This is a genomic window from Rhodocytophaga rosea, assembly GCF_010119975.1.
In the GTDB taxonomy this organism is placed as follows: Bacteria; Bacteroidota; Bacteroidia; order Cytophagales; family 172606-1; genus Rhodocytophaga; species Rhodocytophaga rosea.
This window is the reverse complement of the sequence record NZ_CP048222.1, coordinates 4,160,417-4,186,650: the sequence shown is the minus strand read 5'-3', so window position 1 is coordinate 4,186,650 and position 26,234 is coordinate 4,160,417. Positions and strand designations below refer to the sequence as shown.

The window sequence follows — 26,234 nt, the reverse complement described above, 5'->3', positions numbered from 1 at the left end:
CTAATCTAATAACGAGTTTTTCTTGACCAGCAGTCTGAGAGGTAAAAATAAAATCCATACAACCAGCCCGATAGCTCCAACAGTTAAAATCCAGGTATATTGTGAGACATCAGCATCTTCTGAGGTATTCAAACGCAGCAGCGCATATATGCAGAGAATTACCCACAGCACTACAATCACAACAAGGCTATTCAGCCAGTCACGCAAAATTTCGCGAAACTCCTCCTGATTATCCTGGTCTCTTAACCAATAAGTACGGTTAGGCATAGGAAACAGTTTTGCCGGAACCGAAAAAATTAATCTGGCCAGTAAAGAAACAGCCATATAAAAAATGACTACAAAAATACCTGTGGCATAAAACAGGGTTGGCTTATCAATAAAAGCATCCGGGCGGTCAAATTCAGTATAGTGAATAGCTACTTTCGACGGCAGATAGTAATATGCCAGGAATAACGTAATAAGAAAAGCGGCCAGCGACAGAAACTTCATAAACCGCAACATCAAATATCCAGCCTTCATAAAAAGAGTAAGTGAGTATCAAAACAATCGGACAAAGATTGTAAATGTTTAGCTATACCAGAAAAAGTTTTTAATTTGTTGGCAGTAAACCTTGAAATTCCATACGCTGGTAAAGAATTTTTCTGCTTCCATCCATTAATTATTGTCTGATGAAACCCCTGATAGATAATTTTTCTGCACAATCGGCACAGTACCTACAATTCCGGCCAGTGTATCCACAAGCTTTGCTCGATTTTGTAATTACCCAGGTTCATTCGAAGAAAGCAGCCTGGGATTGTGGTACTGGAAACGGGCAGGTAGCCATACAACTAGCCAGTTCATTTGGCCGGGTAAGTGCTACAGATATTAGTGCTGCACAACTCAGCCAGGCACCTGCATTGCCAAATTTAACCTATTTGCAAACCAGAGCCGAACAAACTCCTTTTGAACCCGATTCTTTCGACCTGATCACCGTAGCCCAGGCCATTCACTGGTTCGACTTTGAGCGTTTTTATCAGGAAGTAAACCGCACTGGCCGGAAAGGTGGCATACTTGCTGTGTGGGGATATGGATTATTGCAGGTAAATCCGGAGATTGATCGTGTGTTGATGCCTTTCTATAAAGAAAAAATTGGCCCTTACTGGGATAAGGAAAGAAAATACATAGACGACCATTATCAGACCATTCCTTTTCCTTTCCGGGAAATACAGGCACCTACTTTTGCGATTCAAGTGCAATGGGATTTATCCGAACTGACAGGCTATCTACAAACCTGGTCGAGTGTGCAAAAATATATATTTGCCCATGGTGAAAATCCGGTGCAGGCATTACTGCTTGAATTAAGGACGCACTGGTTACTACCAGAAGAGAAAAAGCAAGTGACCTTTCCTTTGTTTATGCGGATCGGCTATATTGATAAATAAAGGTATATTCCTAAATGCATTAACAGCTATTTTATCTGAAATATATTACCTTTTAAGATAATAGCCACCTACCCAGTATTACACAAAGCCAGACCTTTATGTCCACACAAACCAAACAACCGCAAACCGACCCCTATCAACGAACGGACCTTACCCTGAGGGAACCTCCAAAAACATTTACAGAAACCCTGCGGTATTTAGGTCCAGGCTTTGTATTATCGGCGGCTATTGTAGGCTCTGGCGAACTCATTGCTACGACTACATTAGGGGCAAAAGCTGGCTTTGTTACCTTCTGGGTGATTATTGTAAGCTGTCTGGTAAAAGTGGCTTTGCAACTGGAATTCGGCAAACATGCCATCCACAGCGGAGAATCTACCATGTATTCGCTTAACCAGTTGCCTGGGCCCAGGTTTGGAAAGGCAAAAGCCAACTGGTCGTTGTGGGTTTGGTTGTTTATTCAGCTATTTAAATTTTTGCAGGTAGGTGGCATAGTGGGCGGCGTAGCAATTATCTTAAATATCATCTTTCCTGCCATTACAATTACCTTCTGGGCTATTATTGTAACGGTTATTACTTCTTTGCTAGTATACAAAGGCTATTATACAATAGTAGAAAAGGCCTCCCTGGTGATGATTGGGATTTTTACCATTTTCACACTGGCTTCCTTATTTTTCTTACAATACACCAGCTATGCCATTACCTGGCCGCAATTACAGGAAGGGCTAAGTTTTCGTTTGCCTCCGGCTACCGTAGCAGTGGCAGTAGCAGCCTTTGGAATTACAGGCGTGGGTGGCGACGAAATTATGTACTATAACTACTGGTGCCTGGAAAAAGGTTATGCCGCCTATACTGGTTCTTATCAGAATACGCCCGAATGGGAACATAGGGCAAGAGGCTGGATAAAAGTAATGTATATTGACGCCCTGTTTGCTATGGTTGTATACACTTCTGTAACGGCTGCCTTTTATCTATTGGGTGCAGCTGTTTTACATGCCAAAGGAAGTATTCCCGAAGGATATGCCATGGTGGAAACCCTCTCCCAAATGTACACAGAAACCCTGGGCAGCTGGGCAAGATCTATTTTTCTGGCAGGTGCTTTTGTGGTACTTTACTCTACCTTATTTGCTGCTGCTGCTGCCTGGATACGTATTTTTTCAGATAATTTCGGACAAATGGGCTGGATTAATTTTTACAACCCAGGTACCAGAAAAAAGGTAATGGCATGGCTTGCCTGGATCTTTCCGGCTACCTGGACCATCTTATTCCTCTTTATACAACTTCCGGTTCTGATGATCTTGATTGGAGGATTTGTTACTTCTATACTCTTATTGGTGGTTGTATATGCGGCCATTCATTTTCGTTACCACAGGTTGCCTGCAAATCTTTATCCGGGTAAATGGTATGATGCCACTTTCTGGTTAAGTGCTGTTGTGATTGTGCTCACGGCTTTGTATGGCATTTTTCAGGTATTTTAACAGTATAATAAGTAGATTAATACGTATTTGATTCTCTGTAACTTAACCCGGCTTAGTAAAGTATAACCCAGAAATAACCATCCATACTATATGTCATCAAACGCTGATCTGGCTTACCAACTTTCCGGAAAGGGATATCCGGTTGTGTTTCTACATGGTTTCTGCGAGAGCAAACAAGTCTGGGAAAATTTTGCTCCTAACCTTCAGGAAACTTTTACTACACTCATTCCGGATATGCCAGGATTTGGAGAAAGCACAGGCAATACCCATTATACAAATGTGGAGGAGATGGCTGGAGAAGTGGCTAAACTTCTTGCAACACTTTCGATTAATTCTTGTGTGATCGTTGCCCATTCTCTGGGTGGCTATGTAGCGCTTGCCCTGGCTGAAAAGCATCCGTTACTAGTAAAAGGTTTGTGTCTGTTTCATTCTACAGCCTATGCCGATAGTGAGGAAAAGAAACATACCCGGAATAAAACCGCCGATTTTATCGAAAAAAATGGTCTTGAACCTTTTGCAGAAAGTTTTGTACCACCCTTATTCTTTAAAGGAAAACGTGAAACTCTTGCCCCTGATATGGAGAAAGCCCGCCAGATGGTAATACAAACGCCTAAAGAAACAGCCGTAGCCGTTACCAAAGCCATGCGGGATCGGCCAGATCGGACACAGGTGTTGAAGGAAGCCAATTATCCGGTGCTGTTCATTGCCGGGCGTGAAGATGAAGCCGTTCCACTCGAAGCAGCCAAATCTCAGTTTTTTCTCCCCAAACGGAGTATTGTACACATACTCCCCGAAACGGCGCACATGGGCATGTTTGAACGTCCCCGAGAGACAGTATTGATTGTATCGCAATTTTGTGACCTATGCTATTCTAGTATGGCAGTAAGCAAATAGCACATGCACGAAAAATATATTTATAAGTACATTTGCTATACATTTACTTTTATCGTAATATTGCGATATAATAATTAAGAAGATGGGCGTAACCAAAACAGAGAATTTTACCAGCCAGCAAAATCAGCTGGCCACTTATGCCAAAGCACTAGCTCATCCGGCTAGAATTGCCATTATTGAATACCTGCTCAAAAACCAGACTTGTATCTGCGGTGATCTGGTGGATGAATTACCATTGGCACAGGCTACGGTTTCGCAACATTTGAAAGAACTCAAACAGGTTGGGATTTTAAAAGGCGAAGTAGAAGGAACCAGTGTTTGTTATTGCTTAAATGAGCAGGTATGGAACGAAATAAAGACAGCCTTAAATGGCTTATTTGATTTGTATGTTCCAGCCAAAAACTGTTGTTAAAAATTTTTTACATTCATTAATCGTAATATTACATTATAACAATTAAACCCTACTTCCATGCAAACATCAGATCAACTCAAACAAATTGTAAAAGAAAAGTACAGCGAAATTGCGCTGCAAAGTAAGGAAACCAACCAGACTTCCTGTTGTGGTTCTGGCTGTTGCAGTCCGACAGATGCCATTCCCTTTGCCGAAGATTACTCAAGCCTGGCAGGTTATACGGAAGAAGCAGACTTAGGCTTAGGGTGTGGATTGCCCACACAATTTGCGCAGATTAAACCGGGAGATACTGTAATAGATTTGGGTTCTGGTGCCGGAAATGATAGCTTTGTAGCCCGGGCGGAAACTGGTGCAGCAGGGAAAGTGATAGGCGTAGATATAACGGAAGCTATGATTGCCAAAGCCCGTTTGAATGCAGACAAACTAGGTTACAACAATGTAGAGTTCCGGTTGGGTGATATAGAAAACCTGCCTGTTGCTGATAATCTGGCCGATGTGGTGGTGAGTAATTGCGTATTAAACCTAGTGCCAGACAAAAAACGTGCGTTCAGCGAAACTTTCCGGGTACTAAAACCAGGCGGGCATTTTAGCATTTCGGATGTAGTTATCAAGGGAGAGTTGCCGGAAACTTTAAAACAGGAAGCAGAAATGTATGCCGGTTGTGTATCCGGGGCAATTAATAAAGAGGAATACCTGGATATTGTGAAGGAAACTGGTTTTGTAAACATTCAGGTGCAGAAAGAAAAACTGATCCGTTTGCCTGATGAAACGTTATTAAACTATATTTCTGGGGAAGAACTAAAATCCTTCAAAGAATCTGGTACAGGTATTTACAGTATAACTTTGTACGCTGAGAAACCACAAATCCAGTTTGAGAAAACAGGTTTACAAGAAGCAGAAACCCTGGCAGCAGATACTACTTGCGGCTGTGATGCAGGGTGTTGCAAATAAACCAATCATAGGTAAAAAATTGTTATATAGAAAAATACATATATGGAACATCTTCAATGCTTGATAATTGGTGCCGGCCCTGCCGGATATACAGCGGCTATTTACGCTTCCAGAGCTAACCTTAAACCTGTCATGTATGTGGGCAATCAGCCGGGAGGCCAGCTTACCACTACCAATGATGTAGAAAATTATCCTGGTTTCCCGGATGGCGTAACTGGCCCTGAAATGATGGAATTATTCAAAAAACAGGCAGAGCGGTTTGGTACAGATGTACAGTATGGGGTAGTAACAGCTGTAGATTTCTCCAGCCATCCTCACAAAGTTGTCATTGACGATGAGAAAACAGTTTCTGCGGATACTGTGATTATTGCTACCGGCGCTACTGCCAAGTGGCTGGGTATTCCTTCCGAGTCAAAACTGAATGGAAGTGGCGTATCTGCTTGTGCTGTGTGTGACGGATTCTTTTACCGGGGGCATGATGTAGCCATTGTAGGTGCCGGAGATACAGCTTGTGAAGAAGCCTTATATTTATCTAAGCTTTGTAAAACGGTGCATATGCTGATACGGAGAGATACTATGCGTGCTTCTAAAATCATGCAGCAACGGGTATTGAATACGCCTAATATAATTGTACATTGGAATACCGAAACAGACGAAATTCTGGGAGACTTTACGGTAAATGGGGTACGTATCAAAAATACAGTGACAGGCGAAACACAGGAAATTCCAATTCATGGATTCTTTGTGGCCATTGGCCATCAGCCGAATACACATGTGTTTAGCAAGTATATTACCCTTGATGAGCAAGGATATATTATTACCCAGCCGGATTCTACTAAAACCAATATACCTGGCGTATTTGCCTGTGGCGATGTTCAGGACAGACATTACCGGCAAGCCATTACTGCTGCCGGTTCTGGTTGTATGGCTGCTCTGGAAGCAGAACGTTACCTGGTAGCTATAGAAACTCCGGTTACTAATGTGGTAGCCTAGTTTTTCAAGTTATTATCCATATACAGCTTTATTTTGCTCTTTTCTGGCAAAGTAAGGCTGTAATTTTTTTTATAAACGAGCAGATGAATTAAGCCTGAAACTGATTTTTATAAATGGAATAATAATTGATTTCCGTTTGCTGATATAACCATTTCCTCTCAAAAGATAAGCCGCACTTCTTCAATACTTTTTGCGAAGCCAGATTATCGGGATGGGTGATTCCAACAATTTTTTTCAAACCTACTTGGGTAAACCCATATTCAACAAGCGCCTTGCATACTTCGGTTGCAAATCCCTTACCCCAGTACGAGCGGTGAAAACGGTACCCTACTTCAATTTCCTCTGTTGGTTCGAGTTTCTTTAATAAAGCCAGACCTATCAGAGTGCCCGATTCCTTTTCTGTACAAGCCCATACACCCAACTTACTTGCCCGTACATAATACGAGAGATACCTGGTAAGATCGAGTTGCGCTTCATAAATACTCACTAATGGTTTTCTGCCCACATATTTCATTACTTCCGGATCACGGTTTAGCTCATACAAATCATTCAGATCAGATTGCGCAAACTGACGCAAGTGTGTTCTTGCTGTGGCCAAGAGAGGTTTCATAGTATGGGTTGAGAGATTCCCTAAATAGTAGCTGCAGGGAATTGAAATTTATACGTAATTAACTTCCCTACTGATCAGATGTTGTAATTCGATAAGCTTTTCGAGGCTAAATCCGGTTCTGGAATTTAATAGAAAAGGCTCTGTCAATATATTTGAAATTTCTGCTTCTTGCTTGTGAATATTGAAGTGGAACCGTAGATCTTTGTTCCTGATTGTTTCCTTTCTCACTATTCTTCCTATTAGGTTTGTATACTCTATTAGGATCAGGCCGCTTTGTGTATTATAATGAATCACTCTGATGCGCTTTATTTTGTTGAGAAAATACCAGAATCTGATTATAAATAAGACGAATACGCTACCTAAAAAGTAGGAAATATTCGAGGAAAGGAAATTTATTAAAGATTCATTGTGCCCTTCTGGATTATTTTTCCTTATTAAGAGAGCATATTTGCCAAAGAAGAATCCTAAAGGAAATATTAACGCACCAAACATTGTTTCTATAAAAACTTTGCTAAAACTGCTTTGAAAGCGTAAATCTGGCGTAATGATTTGTATCATCTTTATATATGCTAGTGCCTAAAAGATTACGTCTAATAAAATCATTGTGCCCTTATTAAGATATGACGGCTTTTATACCCATCAGAACTTTTTTCAAGTAATTGAATAATGTGGTAGCCAAATTCACTTTTTACCGGCTTAGAAATCTCTCCTTCATTTAAAGACAAAGCTACTTTTTCATAAGGCGGAACCATCTTGCCAGGTTTAGCAAAACCTAATTCACCTCCTACTTTGGCCGATCCTGGGTCGTTAGAATACACGCGGGCCAATGTTTCGAAATCCTCTCCTTGCTTGAGTTTTTTATAGATCATTCTGGCTTTTGCCAACGATTCTTTTTCGTTAAAAGCGGCTTGTTCTGCGGTTTGCGCCAGACTGGAAACAGATAATAAAATGCCGGATACACAGAAAAAAACATGTAGCAGATTCAGTTTCATAGCTTGAATTAGATTAAGACACTATTTATAAAGATGATACATATCATTGAGACATACCTCTCGTTGTTAAGAGAATGTTTTGAAATATTATTCGGTTTTTCTTTTGAGCAGAGTATCAATAAAGGCTAATTGTAGCATGGCTTCCGAACTTTCTGTGCTTTTTTCAAAATCACGGCTCAACCTACGCTTAAAATTGAGCCATCCGTAGCTACGTTCCACTACCCAACGGCCCCCTGCCGGGACAAAGCCTTTCACGCTTTCAGGCTTTTGTACAATTTCTACACTCCATCCATATTGTTTTTTCACTTCTTCCACAAAAGTCTCTGTGTAGCCATTATCTGCTTTCAGGGTATGCAGGCGGGCGGACTTGCCCTTCAACTTAGCTGCTAACTCATATCCTGCTGTGGTGTCTGATATATTAGCAGCTGTAATATGCACCGCCCAGGGGATACCTAAACAGTCCACAGGCAGATGTCTTTTTCTGCCATTCACTTTTTTATTGCCATCTATGCCTTTATCCTGACTGGTAAATTGTATAATCTTAACACTTTGGCTATCAATGGCCAACACGCTTGGCAGGGCTTGTCTGCCTGCTTTTTTTCTTTCTCTGCCTGCTAAAAAAGCTAACAACTCTTCAATAATGCCCCGCTTTTTCCACTGCCTGAAATAATAGTAAATGGTTTGCCAGGGTGGGTACTTACTTTCCATATTGCGCCATTGGCTGCCCGTAGTTAGCAGCCAAAGCAGTGCATTGATTATCACCCGTTTTTCATGTTTAATCTTTCTTTGGTTATCAATTATTTCCTTGATAACTTCCCATTCAGGGTCAGTGAGCGCAGAGAATTTTTCTTGCATAAACTTGATGATTAGACACCTCAAGTTTACTCACTGATTCTTTCTTTTACCCTATTTTTATTCTTCCAAAACGTTCTCTAATGACATTCCTATATCTGAAGATAGTAAAAATTTACCATCACACTAACGGGTCATGCGGATTTTATACCTAAATTCTATGCTATACCTGAGTATATAGTATGGTTCAATAGGGGTGATAACATTGAAAAACGAATGGATGGGTGATGCCTGTCCTGATGGGTGATGCCTGTCCTATCAAATTGGGTGATACTAGTCTGTCTATCCGTACGAGAAAGCTCATTATACATAGCAGATCGGCCAAATTTACTCCTACAGGCCTTTTTTACAACCGTTCATCATAGTCTATTCCATTCATGTGAGCCGCAAGCCGTTTGGCCTGAGTGTAGTCCATTCCTGTCTAATCCCTCAAACAGGGGGATAGAAACCCTTCGGGGGCTCCATACCTTTGATACATCAAGCAAGACAAAAACAACGACAAAATAGAAAAACAAAAAATTGGAGGATACCATGAAAACTCAAATCAATAACGTATTTAAAGGCATGATGGCGGTAGCCCTGGTGCTTACATTAGGAACAGGTGCTACTTTTGCACAAGGCACATCCGCTAACTCGGCTACAGCCCTCGCTAAAGGTCCACTTGTGTTAGCGCCTAAAAGCCTGGCCGTGGCTGTATTTCAGGTAGAAAACACACTAAAATTTAAAGTACACCTGGAAAACTATGCAACCAACGATGTAACTATTAAAATCAGGAACGGAGCTAACAAAGTAATCTATCAGGATAAAGTAAAAGATGTTTCTAAATACATCCGTAAGTTTGATTTCAGTACAATGGCCGATGGTGAATATACATTTGAAGTATCAAACCGCAAAGAAACATATACCAAAGCCATCAGTTTACAAACGCTGTCTGCCCGTTCCCTGCAGATCAATGAGTAACAGAGCAAATCCTCTCCATATATACATATATTCTGAAAGTGGCCTCCTATTAATAGAGGTCACTTTTTTATTTTATGCCTGTACAAATTATAGATTTTACAATAAATATAGGCTTAAAGCAAAAAAATTATAAGTATTCTAATGATTTACCAATAAATCACCCATACTGTGGTAGCCTGACAAAATAAATACTTTCTACTTTTATAACACTATAAAAGTGATTATATGATATATCAAGCGTTGTCAGAAACATTATCATAAAACCTAAGTATTGCGAACTAACTTATAAAATATACCCCATATGAATCCAGCCATTAAACTCGATAAAATAGATTATCATTTGCTAGAATTATTGCAAACCAATGCAAAAGTGACCAATGCTTATCTTTCTAAGGAAATTGGTCTTTCACAGGCGGCTGTTTTTGAACGGGTAAAGCGAATGGAAGCCTGTGGCCTGATCAAAAATTATTATGCACAGCTCGATACCAAAAAGGCAGGCTTAGGCATTACTTTTTTTATTCAGATCTCATTGGCCAGCAATAAAAAACCTCATATTGATGCTTTTCTTGAAAAGATCGACCAGATCGATGAAGTAATTGAATGCCACCATATTACTGGTTCAGGTAATTTCCTGTTGAAAGTGATTTCCAGAGACCTTACTTCGTTTCAGGAATTGCTGATGGAAAAAATGAGCAATATTGAAGAGATCAGCAACCTGGTATCAATGGTCGTGCTCTCTGTAGTGAAAGACAGTAAAGTGATGCCGATTCCCATGCCAGATGTTGCTTAAACACAGCATTCTATAGCTTTGAATAAAATTAAAAACTACTCCGCAAATCTGTACAAATAAAAAAGCCGGCCTGCACTAAAGCGGACCGGTTTTTTATTGAATGTATGAATACTCGACAAGTAATGCTGAATTGGTATTAATTGGCTTTTTTCAACTCTACCAGGGTTATTTCTACCCGGCGGTTCTTTTTCTTCTCATCTTCAGTTGCATTATTATTTAATGGGTCCATCTGGCCATACCCTTTTGATAAGGTGCGGGCACCCGAAATACCTTTGGTTACCATATATTTTGCTACTTCTTTAGCCCGGTTCTCAGAAATAAGTTGATTCCGGTCTTGTGTACCCACATTATCCGTATGGCCACTAATACTCACGCCAAAACTCGGGTTCTTTTTCAGGAAGTCATATACTTTTTCCAGTTCAGGCATAGCATCGGCCTTCAAATTGGATTTGTCGGTATCGAAGTAAACAATATAAATCTGGTTGGGTTTCAGAACCGTTTCTTTGGTTATTTGCTCCTTCCTGGTATTCGCTGCTTTTTTCACCGGATCATTGGTATTAACAGCAGCCATAGTATATAAAGTATCTTTCCCTACTACGAAAGGTACCAGTTTGCCACTTTCATCCGAAAACATATAACGCTCTCCGGCAGAAGGTTCGGTAGCAGCAATCGTTTTCATATCCACTGGCTCAGAATAAGCTACATCGAGTAGTGAATTTAGCGCAGCCGAATCCGATGCCGACATAATATTACCCATTAAGGCATAAATTTCAGCGTTATTCTGTTTGGCTTTGGCTTCGCCTTGTTTCTCTACATCATAAAAGGCATTTTTTACCGAAATTTCCTGACCTACTACTTCCCCATTTTTGCCAACTACCGGATTCAACAAAATTTCCTGGTAGAGTTCGTAGAAATAATTCTGGTTGGGTACATGGATGTTTACCAGGTAAGGCTTGTAGCCTTCTGCCTCGATAATCATATCATAGTTTTTGCCGGGAGGAAAAATGATCAGGTAATCGCCGGTTTTGGCATTCGGATTATATACATCTTTAATAATCTCCTGCGTTTCTTTGTCTACCACTTTAATTTTGGTGCGAACCGCTTTAGCCGGTACCCCTGCCAGAATTTTTCCTTTCATCATCGTAAGCGGCACTATTCCTTGTTCTTCCGGAATACCCAGGAAGTAGATATCCTGTCCGCCTGAGCCGCCCGGACGGTCAGAGGAGAAATAGCCTTTTTTACCATCGGCAGACAAAGCAAAATAACTGTCGTTATATGGTGTATTAATCGGAACACCCATGTTTACCGGAGCCGACCAGCGGCCTTTATCATAAATGGCTTTAAAAATATCGTCGCCGCCCATCGAATTATGTCCATCTGACGAAAAATATAAGGTTTTTTTATCTGGGTGAATAAAAGGTGCTTCTTCGTCGTAAGGCGTGTTAATGGTAGGACCTAAGTTAATGGGTGCTCCCCACTCTCCGCTGGCCTGCTTTTCTACTTTGTAAACATCCATCCCTCCAATACCACCAGGACGATTACTGGCAAAATACATTACCTTCTCATCCGGAGTAAGACTGGCACTGCTTTCCTGGGAATTAGAGTTTACTTCTTTGCCCATTTTAGCCGGAGCCTGCCATTTGTCACCTTGTAAGGTAGAGAGGTAGATATCACCTGTGTTAGCTGTAGTACCCATATACACCAGTAATTTCTGACCATCCGGAGAAAGACCTACTGAACCGATGTTGCTTCTGATGTTATTTACAACTGGAGGATTAATGCCTATACTTTTAGGAGTTGTCCAGTTGTTATCTAGTTTATTGGTAATGAGAATATCCTCGAACTCTGGTGCCTTAGCACCTGAAGCAGTTGGGGTGCCAGGTTTAAGCGTTGTATAAATTAACAGCTTTTCATCCGCAGAAATTACCGGCCCATATTCAGTGTATTTGGTGTTGATAGGGGCGCCAATATTCTGCACAAAAACCATCGCCTCTGCTTTGGAAAGTATTTTTGCATTATTACAGAACTGGATTTGCCTGGTCGCTTCCGCCAGTTTTTCGGCTTCTTTGGCTACCGTTTTGTAATAGTTAAACTGTTCGATAGCTTTATCAAAATCATTATTCAGGTGATATGCCTTTCCCAGATTAAAATAAGCTCTGGGCGGAATATTCGGGTCTTTGCTCTGAAGGGCAGTTTCGAAGTAAGGAATAGATTTTAAAATGTCGCCTGGCATGTTAAAATAACATGTACCAATGGCATAGCTGGTCTGAGGATCTTTGGGGGCTGTACGGTCTAATTCTAAGTACAGGGGCAGCGCCTGCGCATAATCTTTGATGTTTAAGAAAGCGTCGGCCTTTTTAATTTTTTTCTCAATTTCTGCATTCTGTGCCCAGCTATCCTGCGCATCAAATGCCATTGTTGAAAAAAACAACAAGAAGGCACAAGTGTAAGTTTTACGATTCATACAATATATTGATTAATAATTATCTGGAACTTTACATTTCGGCTGCTCCTGGCTGGCGGTTAATCCATGCCCAAACAGTATGACAAACTCTTGCATTCTCAGGCAATTTTTATTTAAAAAACCGCTCTGACTTGATTATTACTGGCATTCGTTTTTCTTCCGCAAAAAATTCCCAGGCAGCACTCATCAATCATTCTGAAAGTTTATTGCAATTCGAACAATGGGAAGAAAACCTTATGCTCTAGTTTAAGAAATTTAAGAGCAGCCAGTAAGTTTTACAAACCGGCCTCTTCAGAGGCTGTGAGAAAGAAGATAGGTTTAGCAGAAAGCGCAACAAATCTATACAATCTGTGGTTGTATCTGACAATGGATAGGTGTGTGAATAATGGTTCAAAAAGCAAAACACCATAGCGCCAGCTTTTTATAAGTCTTAATTGAAATTTTTTTAACATTGTATTGTTATAGCATAAGCAAATATTCCCTTTTGTATGAGACGCTTCTCCCCTTTGATATTTTTGTTGTTGATAACGACCGTAACTGCCTGGGCTCAGGTATTAAAACCGGCTAAATGGACGTATGATGTTTCTAAAAAAGAGGTAAAAGCTGGTGAGCAAACGGAACTGATATTTTATGCCACCATTGATAAAGACTGGTATCTGTATTCTTCTGACTTTGACCCTGAACTGGGCCCTCAGGTAACTACATTTAAGTTTAAGCCCAATGATACCTATCAGCTGGTAGGAGACATAAAGCCAGTGAAGCCTAAGAAAAAGTATAGTGACATTTTTGATGGTGACTATACCTATTTCACTGGCAAGGGAGAATTCCGGCAGGCAGTGAAAATCCTGAAGAATAATCCAAAAATTGAAGCCAGTTATGTGTACCAGGTTTGCTCGGATATTGATGGTAAGTGTATCCCGTTTGAAGATGAATATAGCTTTACTAATATCAAATTTGTGGCAGATGCCGGATCAACCTCTTCAGATGGTAGCCAGCTTTCAAATGCCTCAACTGAAAACACAGAAACTGTAAATGGTTCAGCTGATACAAAAAGCCCTAATGTGGGTGATGAGGGAACAGATAAAGTAGCAGAAACGCCAAAGGCAGAGGAAGTAAAACCGGCACCAGCCATTACTAGTTCACGAGTAACCATGCCGGCAGATAATGATCCTTATTCTCTGGCAACTTTTATGGTATTTGCTTTTCTGGCAGGTCTGGCTGCGTTGCTTACCCCTTGCGTTTTTCCCATGATCCCTATGACCGTTACATTTTTTACCAATCATAGCGGAACCCGTAAACAGGGAATTACAAAGGCTCTTATTTATGGCTTGTCTATTATTGTATTATATGTCTTGATTGGTACACTGGTTTCGCTGATCAACGGACCAGCTTTCGCCAATTTTGTGAGCACACACTGGCTACCCAACGTTTTCTTCTTCCTGATATTTATAGTTTTTGCCTTATCATTCCTGGGTCTGTTCGATTTAACATTACCAGGTTCCGTAATCACCAAAGTGGATGCACAAGCTGATAAGGGTGGATTGATAGGTGTGTTTTTTATGGCTTTCACCATTGTGCTGGTTTCTTTTTCATGCACAGGCCCTCTGGTAGGTAGTATCCTGGTAGAATCTGCTGGCGGCATGGTGGTTAAACCTGTGGCAGGTATGTTCGCATTTTCCCTGGCTTTTGCCTTGCCCTTCAGTTTGTTTGCTATTTTTCCACAGTGGCTGAGTAGTTTGCCTAAATCCGGTGGCTGGCTTAATTCAGTGAAAGTAGTACTGGGATTTCTGGAACTGGCTTTAGCTCTTAAATTCCTAAGCATTGCTGACCAGGTATATCACTGGGGTATTCTGGATCGTGAGGTTTTCCTGGCGTTCTGGATTGTGATATTTTCCCTGATTGGTTTTTACCTGCTGGGGAAAATCCGCATGCCCCATGACTCTGAAGTGAAAACAGTAAGTGTGCCCAGAGCCATCTTAGCTATTCTCACCTTTACATTTGTAGTATACCTGATTCCAGGTATGTATGGCGCTCCATTAAAAGCGCTTGCCGGATACCTGCCTCCTCAAACGACACAAGACTTTGACCTGAATACACCCTCCAGAGGCTTGCTGGCAAGCAATACCAATGCGCTGACTGAAAAGCCTAAGTATGATGATACATTCAAACTGCCGCATGGCTTACAGGGCTTTTTCGATTACAAGCAGGGGCTTGCTTATGCTCAAAAAGTGAATAAACCTGTTTTTATTGATTTTACCGGCCATGGATGTGCTAATTGCCGGGAAATGGAAGCCAGAGTTTGGTCGGACCCAAGTGTGTTAAGCCGCCTGTCCAATGAATATGTGGTGATTGCTTTGTATGTAGATGATAAGTCAGAATTGCCAGAGTCAGAGTGGTATACCTCTACGTATGACAACAAAGTAAAAAAGACCATTGGTGCCCAGAATGCCGATCTCCAGATTACTAAGTTTAATAATAATGCCCAGCCTTTTTATACATTACTGAATCACGATGGAGAGTTACTGGTGCCAGCTACCGCCTACGATTTAAATGCAAAAAACTTCATTGCATTTCTTGATAGTGGCATCGAACAATTTAAAAGTGGAAGTACGATGCCTGTATCGAATCCTATTACTTCAAGGGTACCCTAATTATTAGGTATTTCAAATAAAAAGCCTGATACGCTTCAACACGTATCAGGCTTTTTATTTTTATGAATATAATCTTTACTTATTGGATAATCCTGCTGAGGCAGGATTAACTACATTTTTTCTGCGGTTATCTTTCTTATTGGAAGTACTTGCTACCAGATTTATGGCACTGGTTTGTAAAATCGCAATCCGTTCAGAACGGGGATATAAACGAATGGCTTTTTCCAGTAATTGAGCGCTTTCTTTGTAATTCTGTTTATTATACTGGAGCATAGCCTCGTTATAGTATTGCAAACCTGCCAGTTCTATCAATTGGATGTTACGGTTAAAAGCAGGCTGGTTTTTAGCTTGTTCGTTTTGCCTGTACATTTGCTCCCGTTGCTTAATCATAATTAAATCGGATATAAATCCATTTTCAGGGTCAGTAGCGTCCATCAAAAATTGCCTTTTATTAATTTTTACTAGCAAATAGGCATGGAGAGCGGTTTCGTGAATATCCACTGTGTAGCCTAACTTTTGTAAAAACAGGGCATACAAAGCTGTGCCAGATAAGCAGTTATATGTTTTCTGGGTAAAGGTTCTATAAAATGCAGGATACATTTCGTACTCGTGGAAAAATTCATTTTTTACCTGGTCGAATACCCATTTGAGGTAGCGTCTTTCAGATTTAATTTGTTGTTTCTCCTGCTTTAATAAAAGATATAAGTCTTCTGCCTGCTTATTGATCTGTGCAAATTGCTTTTCATCAGCACTGGTATTGGAGGCTAAAAATAAGGCCAGTAAATTTTCGTGGGAAACAGAATCAGTAAAGGTAAATGCTTGTTGTTCAAACGTAGAATGAAAAGGATGTACTTGTCCAAAGCTCTCAAATAGAGGAATCAGATAGAGACAGAGTAATATGTAAAGGTTCCTTTTCAACAGCGTAATAAATAAGTAACATACTATACGATTGAGTAATGTTAAGTTAATAAAAAATTAACAATTTATTAATATTGACAATAAAAATTATTGAGATAATCCTATATGGAATATAAGAAAAAACTGAAAGCCAGAACAGCATGTACTGCTCTGGCTTTTAATGAAGTGTAAAGATTTTAATTAAAATTTCAAGATACCAGCATAGCTGCACCAAAAACCCCGGCGCTATCACCTAAGCTGGGTTTTGCAAAAATGGTATTGAGGCGATTATTGAATACATACTTTTTTACTTCTTCTACACCGGCTGAATACAGTAAATCAATGTTTCCAACGCCGCCGCCTAATACAATCACGTCTGGGTCTAAAATATTAATTACAACTGAGATCGCTTTACCAAAATTGTGTATCAAACGTTGCAAGATAATCGTTGCCTGTTCATCAGTGCCTAGGTAATAGTTTTGCACTATTTCTGGCAAACGTAAGTTTTTCCGCTAATCGACTGATAATAATTTTCTAGTGCCGGACCAGAAATCACCTTTTCTACACATCCCGTTTTCCCACAATAGCAAGGGCCGCCAGATACATCCAGCACATTATGCCCCCATTCGCCGCCAATACCTTGCCTGCCATTGATTACTTTATTGTGTACGACTACTCCCCCGTCTACACCAGTGCCTAGTATTACACCAAAAACCACTTCTGCTTTAGGTAGTATCTCTTGTACGACTCCCATATTGGCTTCTGCGAGCGCAAAACAGTTGGCATCATTGGCAATACGTATAGAAATTTGTAAAGCCTGCTCTAAATCCTGTTTAAAAGGTTTTCCGTTCAGACACTGCGTATTGCTGTTTTTCAACGTCTGGGTAATAGGGTCTAAAGTTCCGGGTGTGCAGATTCTTATTAATTCTGGCTGTAGGCCGGTTTGCACCGACAGCATTCCTATCACTTTTTTTATCTGACTGATAATGTGTTCATATCCTCTGGCAGATTCTGTGGGGATGCGGAGACGTGCTAATACATTGGGTTTTGCTTCCGGTTGTAATACAACGCCTTCGATTTTGGTCCCTCCTAGATCTATGCCCCAAAGTGGTTTTGCCATATAAGTTAATGGATCAATTTGATTTGTGCCTGAATCGGAAATATAGTGCGGAAGCGTGAGAACTAAGAGGTTTTAAAACAAAAAAAGACTGTAAAATTAATTACAGTCTTTCTAAGGAGTTTATTGATGAATTATTGCTTGGCTATTTCAATATTTACCTTTTTGCCTTTGATTGAATTGTTATCCATTAGCTCCAGTACTTTGCGTACATCCGTTTTAGGAACTTCTACAAAAGAAAACTTATCGTAAATATCAATACTGCCGATGGCATTTCCGGCAATACCAGTTTCTCCAGCGATCGCTCCCACAATATCTCCCGGACGTACTTTCTGGTCACGACCTATGTTAATGAATAACCGAACCATGGAAGCATTGGTAGAACGGTCATTTTCACGGACACCTCTGCCGCTGCTGCGGCCATCCCGGCTACCACCACGGTCTTCCCGGCGGCCTCTGTCTCCGAATCTTTCGCGTTCGCCTCCTCTTCTTTCCCTTCTTTCCGAACGGTCATCACCGCTCAGGTCCATATCGGCAAATTCATTTTTCTGAACGCCCATATTCATTTTGATCAGGCCGAGAATAATATCCTCATTGCTTAAACCGGCATGGTGCAATTGGTCGATCATATCTGCAAATATATCCAGGCCACCTTCTGATATGGTTTCTTTGATTTTTTCGATGAACTTGGCTTTTTTTACCCCTACAATATCTTCATAGGAAGGAATTACGCCCCGCTCGATTTTTACTTTGGTATATGCCTGAATTTCACGTAAACGCTGAATTTCACGGCCTACCACAAACGAAAATGCTTTACCGGATTTACCGGCACGCCCTGTCCGGCCAATGCGGTGTACATAGTATTCTTCATCCAACGGAATATCAAAATTGAATACAGCATCTACATCTTCCACATCAATACCACGGGCGGCTACGTCGGTAGCTACCAGAATATTAGTGGCTCCAGCCCGGAATTTAGCCATTACATTGTTCCGCTGCTGCTGGCGTAAGTCCCCATGTAAACCCTCTGCCTGATACCCTCTGATCTGTAGGTCTTCTACCAGTTCATCCACCTTCATTTTAGTGTTACAGAACACTAATATCAACTTCAGGTTGTACATATCTATCAGGCGGGCCATTACTTCTACTTTGGCTTTAGGTTTCACCTCATAGAATAATTGCTCAATGTTATTAGCTGTCAGCTCATTCTTTACCACTTTTACCAGCTGTGGATTCACCTGGTATTTTTTGGTTAATGTCATAATAGGCTTAGACATCGTAGCTGAAAAGAAGATAGTCTGCCTCTCATCCGGCACCTGTTCCAGAATACTTTCAATATCTTCCCGGAATCCCATATCAAGCATTTCGTCGGCTTCATCAAGAACCATCATGCGTACGTTTTCCAGATTCAGGGTTCTGCGTTCCATATGGTCCATTACCCGGCCTGGGGTACCAATTACAATGTGTACACCTCTTCTGAGCGCAGTAATCTGTTTTTCAATATTTTCTCCTCCATAAATGGCTACCGAATGTATGTCTTTGCGGTATTTGGAGAGTTTTTTAAATTCATCTGCCACCTGAACAGCAAGTTCACGGGTAGGGCAAAGAACCAGCACCTGCACATTTTTCTGGCTGGTGTCTACCATTTCCAGGGCGGGAATACCAAAAGCGGCTGTTTTACCTGTTCCGGTTTGCGCCTGACCGATTACATCTCTCCCGTCGAGAATATAGGGGATGGCTTCCGATTGTATCGGAGAAGCCTCAACGAACCCCATATCTGCCACTGCTTTTTGTATTTCTTCGGACAGAGAGAGTTCATCAAATCTTAGTTTTTTCATTGATTTGTAAGTATTTTAAATAAAGTTTTGTACGTACGATTCCCTTGAAGCGTACATTTTCAGAGAAAAAAATTGGAAACAAAACTATAGAAGAATAGCAATTAAGCGATAGACTATGAAATTGTTACCTGCATAAAGAGTAGCAGGCTTTGATGTAGTAATAGAAACTTATAGTATAAGCTTTCAATTTTTTTGCAAAGATATAACTTATTTGCTTAAAAACTAAATGATGTTTGTACAAAACTAAGATTTGTTGAAAATTCTTTTTCCGTTAGTATTCTCTATATCTACAGCGTTTCAGCCCGTTGCTTGAGCGCAACGTTCATACTTTCGAAGCCTTTTAATGTAGGAGCATACAACATTCTCCATAGTGGGGTTACCAGCAAGCCGGTAAATTGCTCGGCATGAATAAAGAGCGTACTGCCATTTTCCAGAGGTATAAGTTTAAAGCTATGCCGCCCATCGAAAATACCAGAAAACCACAGATTGCCCAGCCATTGGAATTCCCGGTTGGGTTCGTACTTCTGAATGGTAGGTCTAAACCTCATGCCGCTTTGTCCTTCCGGCTGTATAAAGGCCTCTAATTTTCCATGCTGTTTTTTCTCGCCACTGATCTTTTTAATAAAAGGATTCCAGTAAGGATACTGCTCAAAATCCATAAGGATATTCCATATTTTTTCGGCTGGTGCATGAATGGTGATTTCTGTTCTGACAGTTTTCATAGGATTGGGATTGAATACAATTTTGTTTGAGTGATGACACAAAATTGCATCAAAAGTATTCCCAGGTCGTCCAGGTACTTAATTTCGGACGTCCGGCTTTATAAATATGGACTTTGTAACCTTATATGCAGCGATTTTCTACATAGTTAAGCATAACTGCTAAGGAATAATTATTTTTGCTACTACCGGCAGATGATCAGAAGGATAACGTTGTTCTTTGGAATCAGATAAGGCAGCGTAAGAGAGTACCTGTATATTTTTGCTTACAAAAATGTAATCAATGCGGTTTTCCATGGGTGCATCAAACTTGAATCCATTAAATGTGCCGACTGGCCCGTAAGGAGGCACTTTGGTAACCTGGTAGGAATCGTTAAGCAGCGTTTGTATGAGTTTGACCTGCTCAGTGTCAGGCGTTGAATTGAGATCGCCTACGCAGACGACCGGTGCATTTTTGGCAATTTCCTTTATTTTTTGCACCATTAATTTCCCGGATTCCTGCCGGGCTTTCACGCCCTGGTGGTCAAAGTGTACACTAAAGTAGTAAAAGTCTTTTTTGGTTTGCAGATCGGTGAATTTTGCCCATGAACAAATCCGGTTACAGCAAGTGGCATCCCAGCCCAGAGAAGGTTTCTCTGGTGTTTCGCTTAACCAGAAATCTCCTGACTGGATTAATTTAAATCTGTCTTTCTTATAAAATATAGCCGAATGTTCTCCCGCCTCTTTGCCATCGTCCCGGCCTTTGCCTGTAAAAGCAAATTTATTACTTTCCGCTAAGTCATTGAGCTGACCTCTTAAAGCTTCCTGTACTCCAAAAATATCAAATTCATGGTAATTGATTAATGCCTTCACCTGCTCTTTCCGGTTTGGCCAGGCATTCACGCCATCGTTGGGCGTATTATAGCGCAGGTTGTAAGAAGCAACTTTCAAAGGCGTATTTTTCTGAGCAACAACGCTTTGTATGAAGAAAGAAGTAAACAAAAAGAGTAAAAACAGGGACATAGGCAGGGTTGATGGCTTATTCATAGGCGGTAAAGGTTCATTATTCACAATTGATTTATTGCCCCAATTAAGGCAAAAATTGTATGATGTGCCAGTCATACATATTATTATACAATTATTTATGCTGGGTACGGAATTGTGAAGGAGTAAAGCCAGTGATCGATTTGAAAGCCAGATTAAAAGCAGATTTGGAATTGAATCCGGCATCAAAAGCAATTGCCAAGATGGTTAAGTGTTGATTTTTAGGATCGGTTAACCGGCTTTTCACTTCTTCTACCCGGTAAGTGTTTACAAAATCGAAAAAGTTCTGCCCTAACTGCTCATTAATGACCTGCGAAAGATAATGTGGTGGAATAGAAAGTTTATCAGCCAGCGTTTGCAGAGATAGCTCACTGTCGAGGTAAAGTTTGTCTTGCTGCATACTATGGAGCAACTTTTGCAAATACCGGCTTGATTTTTCCTGACTTAGGGTGGAATTTTCGTATTTGGTGGCTGGTTTGGTTTCAGCTGGTTCAATCGAAACAGGTATTGCTGTGGATACTGGCAAAGGGGCTGCTGCAAATACTCTGCTCTGGCGAACACCCAGAAAGCCTACCGCATAAATGACCAGACTCACCAGAAATGCATTGATATAATTGCTTTCCAGAAAGCTCAGTTTACTAAAAAGAATAAGTACGTACATGCCTACGCTGCACACAATGACCAGTAGCAGGAGTTTGGAAACGGCAATCAACCAGTCCAGATTCAGTTTATCAATGTTAGAGAAATTCTCTTTAATACGGGCTGTATAAGTTTGCAGAAATCGGTAAGTAATAACGGAATATGCTAACAAAAAAACCAGTCGGAGTACCACAATAACAATGATTCCGGCTGACCTGGATTCCTGCATTTGCTGTACAAAAGCAATTTTCTCCGTAGCGGTTCCAGCAAAAAATGGAATAAGAGATAAAACATATACTAGAAACGGTACGAAGTGTAACAGTTCTTTCGGACGAAGTGGATATCTGGCCAGTGATCTGGCATAGAGATAAAATAAAGGACCCAGCAGCAATACAAACGGATCGCCAACCCGGATGAGATGGGGAAAACGCAGGTAATACCCGGATACACCCAGCGTAGCACCGCCAATGCTCATAGAAAAACAAAAAAGTAGAGTTGCCAGCAGTATACTTGCCTTCCGGTTAGCACTTTTCATGCTCAACACCAGGAGTGCCATAAATAGCCCTTGTGCAGCCCCCAGTAAATTTAAAATGGTGAGTATTTGGAGAATACCTTCAGAAAACATAGAAAAAGGTCCTGCTTCAAAGGTAAAGAAACAGGCTAACTCTCACAATGAATTTGATAAAAGAGGGAACCGTATACAAAAGGATTACTGTACAATAGCTTTTAAACCAGATACTGTTATATTACCTGCGGGCATAATACATTCCCTGCGTACTAAGCCTGTTGATATTATCCTGACTGATACCTGGAAATTGCTCTTTGATTCTGCGGCGTACTTCTAATTCTGTAATTTTACCATCCAGTTCCTGCTCAAATAACCGGAAACTATCATATTTGATGGCTTTGGCCTGGCTATCTAACTGCTCAATCTCTTGTGGCCATAAGTGCGGATATTGTTGCTTCATCCGTTCGTGAATAGGTTTGCCAAAGTTTTCTCCCCATTCCAGATGTAAAGAGAGGGCATAGTTTAAAATATCATCCGGATGGCTGAAAGATGCCTTTATATGATCAATGGGCTGCATATACTCAATAAGAATTATTTTATATGATTCAATAAATAACGATACCTTGGTTTTTAAACCGCTTACAAACCGCTATATATGCCTCTGGTAAATTATCAGGCGCAGCCCCATTCTTTGTATAATATTCTTTCAGCAGGCTTTCCACACTTTTTCCATCCGGACCAATGTGTTTGTAATCGGCTCCTTTTTCAAGTAAATAGATCATAGAATCCCAGTTTCCATAATAAGCCAGGCGCATGAGAGGTGTCCAGCCATCATTATTGAATACGTTAATGTGGGCACCATTTTCAACAAAAGCATGTAAAACACCTGGTTTGCCATAAGCGCCTGCCCCAAATAATAAGGGATCACCAAATTCATCTGCCAGGTTAGGATCAGCACCATTCTCCAGAAACACCCGTATAGTTTCTGCCGAAACAATTTTAACCGCTTCCGCTAAACCTGAATCAGGATTGGCACCCAGGGCAATGAGCGTGCGGATGGATTCACGTATGGTTGCCTCATTAAAATCGTTGATCTGGATCTGGTAGAGGGCAAATTGTAAGGGCGTCGCATTTCCCTGTTCTATGGCATTCACATCAGCACCTTTTGTCACCATATCCCGGATAAGTACTGTATCACCACTGGATATAGCCTTTGCCAGAGCAATCTGATTTTCAGAGGAGAAATAAGCTTGAGCCGGAATAGGTTCTTGTGGTTTTGCCGGTTTAAATCCATCAATCAAAGAGCTTATCAGACTAACTCCTATCAGGATAGGTCCGCAGGAAAGCAAACCTGCTACTACTAATACCAGCGGATGGCGGCTGATCATCATCAGGCAAATGCTGATAAACAACCCTATCCCGATTATGCTGGTAAAGGCACTGGCCATCGCATTTCCGGCCGGATCAGAAGTTTTAGTAACTGCTTGCCACAGTGCAGCCAGGAATAAAAGCGTATTGATGCCAATTAATGTCCAGATAATTTTAACCATCATAAATAAATGTGTCTGAATGAAAACAGAATTAGGCAGATAGCAGTACTGCCATTAGTATGAGGGCAAAACAACCAGTAAATTGCCATATTATCTAAAAACCGGGGTATACAGAGCGTAAACAACTATTAAACGGATGGTATACAGAGCGTAAACAAATCTTTTGAGCCTGATGTATGTTATATTTAATGCAATATTCTGACAACAAAATATAAATATCAACCGGAAGATTACAATTATAAAAAGAATTGATACAGGAAATGATCTAATACTCAGCATAGATTTGTATATCATATGCCTATTTGTGAATATTTACGTATAAATAAGTCGATTTTATCATTTTTAAGAAATCATGAGGGTAGCAGTTATTGGTTCGCGTACATTTTCAGATTACGAATTTTTGAAGGACACCCTGCAACATGTATATATTACAGAGATGGTTTCAGGAGGTGCATTAGGGGCAGACCAACTGGCAGAGCGGTATGCGAAAGAGAAAAATATTCCCATCCGGATTATTCCCCATACAGAAAATAAAGATATTCCTGATCTGAGCCGGACCTATTCTATTATTAACCTGGCGCAACTGGTTATTGCTTTCTGGGATGGCAAAAGCCAGGGTACCTGCGATCTGGTAAAATATGCCCAGAAATCAGGAAAGCAGGTGAGTATAAAAAATTTCAGGGTACCTTCTTAAAACTGGCTTAAAAATGCTTATAACCGGTTATTCTTCCGGTAAAGTGATCAGTTCATAGGAATAATAATGTTTCTGGTATAGGTAATAAGCCGTACTTAGACTGACTCCTATAAATAACCATCCATTCATTCTAAACAGAATCAGGAGAAACACAGCAATACCTATAAAAAACAGGTGGCGGATAAACGTTTCCTGATCGAGTTGTTGCTTTGTCAGGTAGCTATGATAGAAAATGAGCAGGCTCAGGCCAAACAATATAATTTGTAGAATAATCCACGGACTGGCCGCAAACAGCAGGTAACGGATGCAAATGGTTATCTCAGGAATCAGCAATAGAAAATATATCCCCATCAGTGATAAAAAACGTTTCTTTACCGGAAAGGGCATGTTTTTAATAAATTGTAATTGATTCTGCTCAAATTCCTGACACCGATAGGTGATAATAGCATTTCCTGATGCCGCAAACAGCATTCCCAGCAACAATATAACCGCATCGTATCCTTCTATCGCATACAGGCGCACCGTTCCCACGAGAAGCGCACACGAAAAAGCTTTGGAGAGCAACAGCAATGTCGTATGCTGGTTTGTCAGGTAGCCCAAATAAAAGAAAAAATACGGCATCGTAAACCTATTGCGAATGAACTGACTGATAGCCCAGTAATGCTTATCCGGATCAGGCTTCGCTAACCAATGGTTATACAAAGTAACGGTTATGGCAAGTGTACCTATGCTAAAAAGAGCCATCCCATACAAAGGCGTAATTTGCCCGGTTGAGAAACCCACATATATAATAAATGCCTGATATAACAATACAGGCTGCCAGAGCGAAACTTGAATTAGCAGCCAGTACCACAGGCGGGCGGGAAGGGGAAACAGGTAAAATTGATACAAAAAAGTATGTTGTGGCTGTTCGAAAGCTTGTTTAATGTAGTGAACAGTTTTGAGTGTGTAGAGCGTCCATACAAGAAAAAGTAATCCTAAAAGAAATGGCGAATACAGCATATAGGTGATTAAGGCAATGTGTTCTACCGGCCGGAGCAAACCAAATGCAAATACAATCACTACAAAAAAGAAGCCTGCATTCGCCTGATAATAGGAAATCGCCAGGGTGCGTAACAAAACTTTATACAGGCTGGCTTTCATTTAACTGGTAATGGTATAACCGTTTGATTTTCTACCAGAAAAGTAGTACTTACTGATAAGGCAGAGAAATCAAACTGGTGATGAGAAGATAACAGAAAGGAAGTATTTGACTCTAGCCAATACCTTTGAATCAGGTGATATACTTGTGTGGCTGTGGCATCATCAATGGTAGTAAGAGGCTCATCCAGAATAATAAGGCTGGGTTTTCCCAGAAATGCCAGTACCAGTGAAAGCTTTTTGAGCATACCGCTTGAATAGGTGGCACAAGGCGTATGAATGTAATGATCCATTTGAAATACTTCTATCAGACTGTCCGCTTGACCTGTGGGTGCTTTTTTAGCAGCCGAAACAAAATGGATCAGGTCCTTTGCAGATAAAAAACCAGGATATACCGGCTCGGCTTCGCCATAATTTACTTTCATCCGGTAGGGAACGGCTTGTTTTCTCAGATCTGTTTGGGAGTCGAGTTGTATGGTTCCTTCAAAAGGCACCAGGCCAGCCAGCGTTTTAAACAAAGTAGTTTTACCAGAGCCGTTTTTACCCTTTATCCAGTGAATACCTGCCGGAAATACCAGATGGGGAATGTCCAACACCAGAATGCCGTTATAATACTTTTTGTAATGCCTGATTTCTAACATCAA

26 protein-coding genes are annotated in these 26,234 nt (G+C 40.7%); 10 read left to right on the top strand and 16 right to left on the bottom strand.

Going from position 1 to position 26,234, the window contains the following annotated elements; all coding sequences use genetic code 11:
* The gene (locus tag GXP67_RS17310) at positions 1-519 is read right to left on the bottom strand and encodes a hypothetical protein (RefSeq protein WP_162444284.1); all 519 of its coding nucleotides are present in this window, start codon (positions 517-519) and stop codon (positions 1-3) included.
* Positions 520-668: 149 nt separating this feature from the next.
* Between GXP67_RS17310 and GXP67_RS17305 the strand changes: the two genes are divergently transcribed.
* The 6 genes from GXP67_RS17305 to trxB all read left to right on the top strand — a co-directional run bounded on the left by GXP67_RS17305 (position 669) and on the right by trxB (position 6,146).
* Positions 669-1,421 (top strand): class I SAM-dependent methyltransferase, encoded by a 753-nt coding sequence (locus GXP67_RS17305; RefSeq protein ID WP_162444283.1) that lies wholly within the window; start codon positions 669-671, stop codon positions 1,419-1,421.
* Between the two features lie 98 nt (positions 1,422-1,519).
* Positions 1,520-2,896 (top strand): Nramp family divalent metal transporter, encoded by a 1,377-nt coding sequence (locus GXP67_RS17300; protein ID WP_197901703.1) that lies wholly within the window; start codon positions 1,520-1,522, stop codon positions 2,894-2,896.
* A 90-nt stretch (positions 2,897-2,986) separates the two neighbouring features.
* A complete protein-coding gene (locus tag GXP67_RS17295; RefSeq protein WP_162444282.1) occupies positions 2,987-3,790 on the top strand; it encodes an alpha/beta fold hydrolase in 804 nt (267 codons plus the stop codon).
* An 82-nt stretch (positions 3,791-3,872) separates the two neighbouring features.
* The gene (locus GXP67_RS17290; RefSeq protein ID WP_162444281.1) at positions 3,873-4,202 is read left to right on the top strand and encodes an ArsR/SmtB family transcription factor; all 330 of its coding nucleotides are present in this window, start codon (positions 3,873-3,875) and stop codon (positions 4,200-4,202) included.
* A gap of 57 nt (positions 4,203-4,259) precedes the next feature.
* A complete protein-coding gene (locus GXP67_RS17285) occupies positions 4,260-5,153 on the top strand; it encodes an arsenite methyltransferase (RefSeq protein WP_162444280.1) in 894 nt (297 codons plus the stop codon).
* 42 nt (positions 5,154-5,195) lie between these two features.
* Entirely contained in the window at positions 5,196-6,146 is a 951-nt protein-coding gene (gene trxB, locus GXP67_RS17280) for a thioredoxin-disulfide reductase (RefSeq protein WP_162444279.1), read from the top strand.
* An 88-nt stretch (positions 6,147-6,234) separates the two neighbouring features.
* Here the strand turns inward: trxB and GXP67_RS17275 are convergent, their stop codons facing one another.
* The 3 genes from GXP67_RS17275 to GXP67_RS17265 form a co-directional block, all read right to left on the bottom strand.
* Positions 6,235-6,756, bottom strand: coding sequence for a GNAT family N-acetyltransferase (locus GXP67_RS17275; RefSeq protein ID WP_162444278.1), 522 nt, complete (start codon positions 6,754-6,756; stop codon positions 6,235-6,237).
* 599 nt (positions 6,757-7,355) lie between these two features.
* Positions 7,356-7,748 carry a peptidylprolyl isomerase gene (locus GXP67_RS17270; protein WP_162444277.1) on the bottom strand — a complete coding sequence of 131 codons (393 nt, stop codon included), beginning with the start codon at positions 7,746-7,748 and terminating at the stop codon, positions 7,356-7,358.
* 87 nt (positions 7,749-7,835) lie between these two features.
* Entirely contained in the window at positions 7,836-8,603 is a 768-nt protein-coding gene (locus GXP67_RS17265; RefSeq protein WP_162444276.1) for an IS5 family transposase, read from the bottom strand.
* A 528-nt stretch (positions 8,604-9,131) separates the two neighbouring features.
* On the opposite strand from GXP67_RS17265, the gene GXP67_RS17260 reads away from it, so the two are divergent.
* On the top strand, positions 9,132-9,560 hold the full coding sequence (locus tag GXP67_RS17260; RefSeq protein WP_162444275.1) for an emp24/gp25L/p24 family protein: 429 nt from the start codon (positions 9,132-9,134) through the stop codon (positions 9,558-9,560).
* A gap of 301 nt (positions 9,561-9,861) precedes the next feature.
* Positions 9,862-10,350, top strand: coding sequence for an Lrp/AsnC family transcriptional regulator (locus tag GXP67_RS17255; protein ID WP_162444274.1), 489 nt, complete (start codon positions 9,862-9,864; stop codon positions 10,348-10,350).
* A 136-nt stretch (positions 10,351-10,486) separates the two neighbouring features.
* On the opposite strand, the gene GXP67_RS17250 is transcribed toward GXP67_RS17255, so the two are convergent.
* Positions 10,487-12,814 carry an OmpA family protein gene (locus GXP67_RS17250; RefSeq protein ID WP_162444273.1) on the bottom strand — a complete coding sequence of 776 codons (2,328 nt, stop codon included), beginning with the start codon at positions 12,812-12,814 and terminating at the stop codon, positions 10,487-10,489.
* Between the two features lie 488 nt (positions 12,815-13,302).
* Between GXP67_RS17250 and GXP67_RS17245 the strand changes: the two genes are divergently transcribed.
* Positions 13,303-15,465, top strand: a complete 2,163-nt coding sequence (locus tag GXP67_RS17245) for a protein-disulfide reductase DsbD family protein (protein ID WP_162444272.1) — start codon at positions 13,303-13,305, stop codon at positions 15,463-15,465.
* 75 nt (positions 15,466-15,540) lie between these two features.
* On the opposite strand, the gene GXP67_RS17240 is transcribed toward GXP67_RS17245, so the two are convergent.
* From GXP67_RS17240 to GXP67_RS17205, 9 genes are all read right to left on the bottom strand, one after another.
* Positions 15,541-16,383, bottom strand: coding sequence for a hypothetical protein (locus GXP67_RS17240; RefSeq protein WP_162444271.1), 843 nt, complete (start codon positions 16,381-16,383; stop codon positions 15,541-15,543).
* A 188-nt stretch (positions 16,384-16,571) separates the two neighbouring features.
* Positions 16,572-16,859 carry an ROK family protein gene (locus GXP67_RS38045; RefSeq protein WP_317170139.1) on the bottom strand — a complete coding sequence of 96 codons (288 nt, stop codon included), beginning with the start codon at positions 16,857-16,859 and terminating at the stop codon, positions 16,572-16,574.
* Positions 16,847-17,482 carry an ROK family protein gene (locus GXP67_RS17235; RefSeq protein WP_317170138.1) on the bottom strand — a complete coding sequence of 212 codons (636 nt, stop codon included), beginning with the start codon at positions 17,480-17,482 and terminating at the stop codon, positions 16,847-16,849. The genes GXP67_RS38045 and GXP67_RS17235 overlap by 13 nt, the downstream gene beginning before the upstream one ends.
* Positions 17,483-17,613: 131 nt before the next feature.
* Positions 17,614-19,317 carry a DEAD/DEAH box helicase gene (locus GXP67_RS17230; protein ID WP_162444270.1) on the bottom strand — a complete coding sequence of 568 codons (1,704 nt, stop codon included), beginning with the start codon at positions 19,315-19,317 and terminating at the stop codon, positions 17,614-17,616.
* A gap of 287 nt (positions 19,318-19,604) precedes the next feature.
* Positions 19,605-20,039, bottom strand: coding sequence for an SRPBCC domain-containing protein (locus GXP67_RS17225; protein ID WP_162444269.1), 435 nt, complete (start codon positions 20,037-20,039; stop codon positions 19,605-19,607).
* Positions 20,040-20,198: 159 nt separating this feature from the next.
* Positions 20,199-21,038, bottom strand: a complete 840-nt coding sequence (locus GXP67_RS17220) for an endonuclease/exonuclease/phosphatase family protein (RefSeq protein WP_162447955.1) — start codon at positions 21,036-21,038, stop codon at positions 20,199-20,201.
* Positions 21,039-21,153: 115 nt separating this feature from the next.
* Positions 21,154-22,323: a helix-turn-helix domain-containing protein gene (locus GXP67_RS17215; RefSeq protein ID WP_162444268.1), complete on the bottom strand. Its 1,170-nt coding sequence runs from the start codon at positions 22,321-22,323 to the stop codon at positions 21,154-21,156.
* 121 nt (positions 22,324-22,444) lie between these two features.
* Positions 22,445-22,783 (bottom strand): hypothetical protein, encoded by a 339-nt coding sequence (locus tag GXP67_RS17210; RefSeq protein ID WP_162444267.1) that lies wholly within the window; start codon positions 22,781-22,783, stop codon positions 22,445-22,447.
* Positions 22,784-22,811: 28 nt separating this feature from the next.
* Positions 22,812-23,759, bottom strand: coding sequence for an ankyrin repeat domain-containing protein (locus GXP67_RS17205; RefSeq protein ID WP_162444266.1), 948 nt, complete (start codon positions 23,757-23,759; stop codon positions 22,812-22,814).
* Between the two features lie 349 nt (positions 23,760-24,108).
* Here GXP67_RS17205 and GXP67_RS17200 point away from each other — a divergent pair, with 349 nt between their 5' ends.
* Positions 24,109-24,450, top strand: coding sequence for a DUF2493 domain-containing protein (locus GXP67_RS17200; protein ID WP_162444265.1), 342 nt, complete (start codon positions 24,109-24,111; stop codon positions 24,448-24,450).
* 27 nt (positions 24,451-24,477) lie between these two features.
* Here GXP67_RS17200 and GXP67_RS17195 read toward each other — a convergent pair whose 3' ends face one another.
* Both GXP67_RS17195 and GXP67_RS17190 read right to left on the bottom strand, forming a co-directional pair.
* Positions 24,478-25,593 carry a hypothetical protein gene (locus GXP67_RS17195; RefSeq protein WP_162444264.1) on the bottom strand — a complete coding sequence of 372 codons (1,116 nt, stop codon included), beginning with the start codon at positions 25,591-25,593 and terminating at the stop codon, positions 24,478-24,480.
* Positions 25,590-26,231, bottom strand: a complete 642-nt coding sequence (locus GXP67_RS17190; protein WP_162444263.1) for an ABC transporter ATP-binding protein — start codon at positions 26,229-26,231, stop codon at positions 25,590-25,592. The genes GXP67_RS17195 and GXP67_RS17190 overlap by 4 nt, the downstream gene beginning before the upstream one ends.
* Positions 26,232-26,234: the final 3 nt, after the last annotated feature.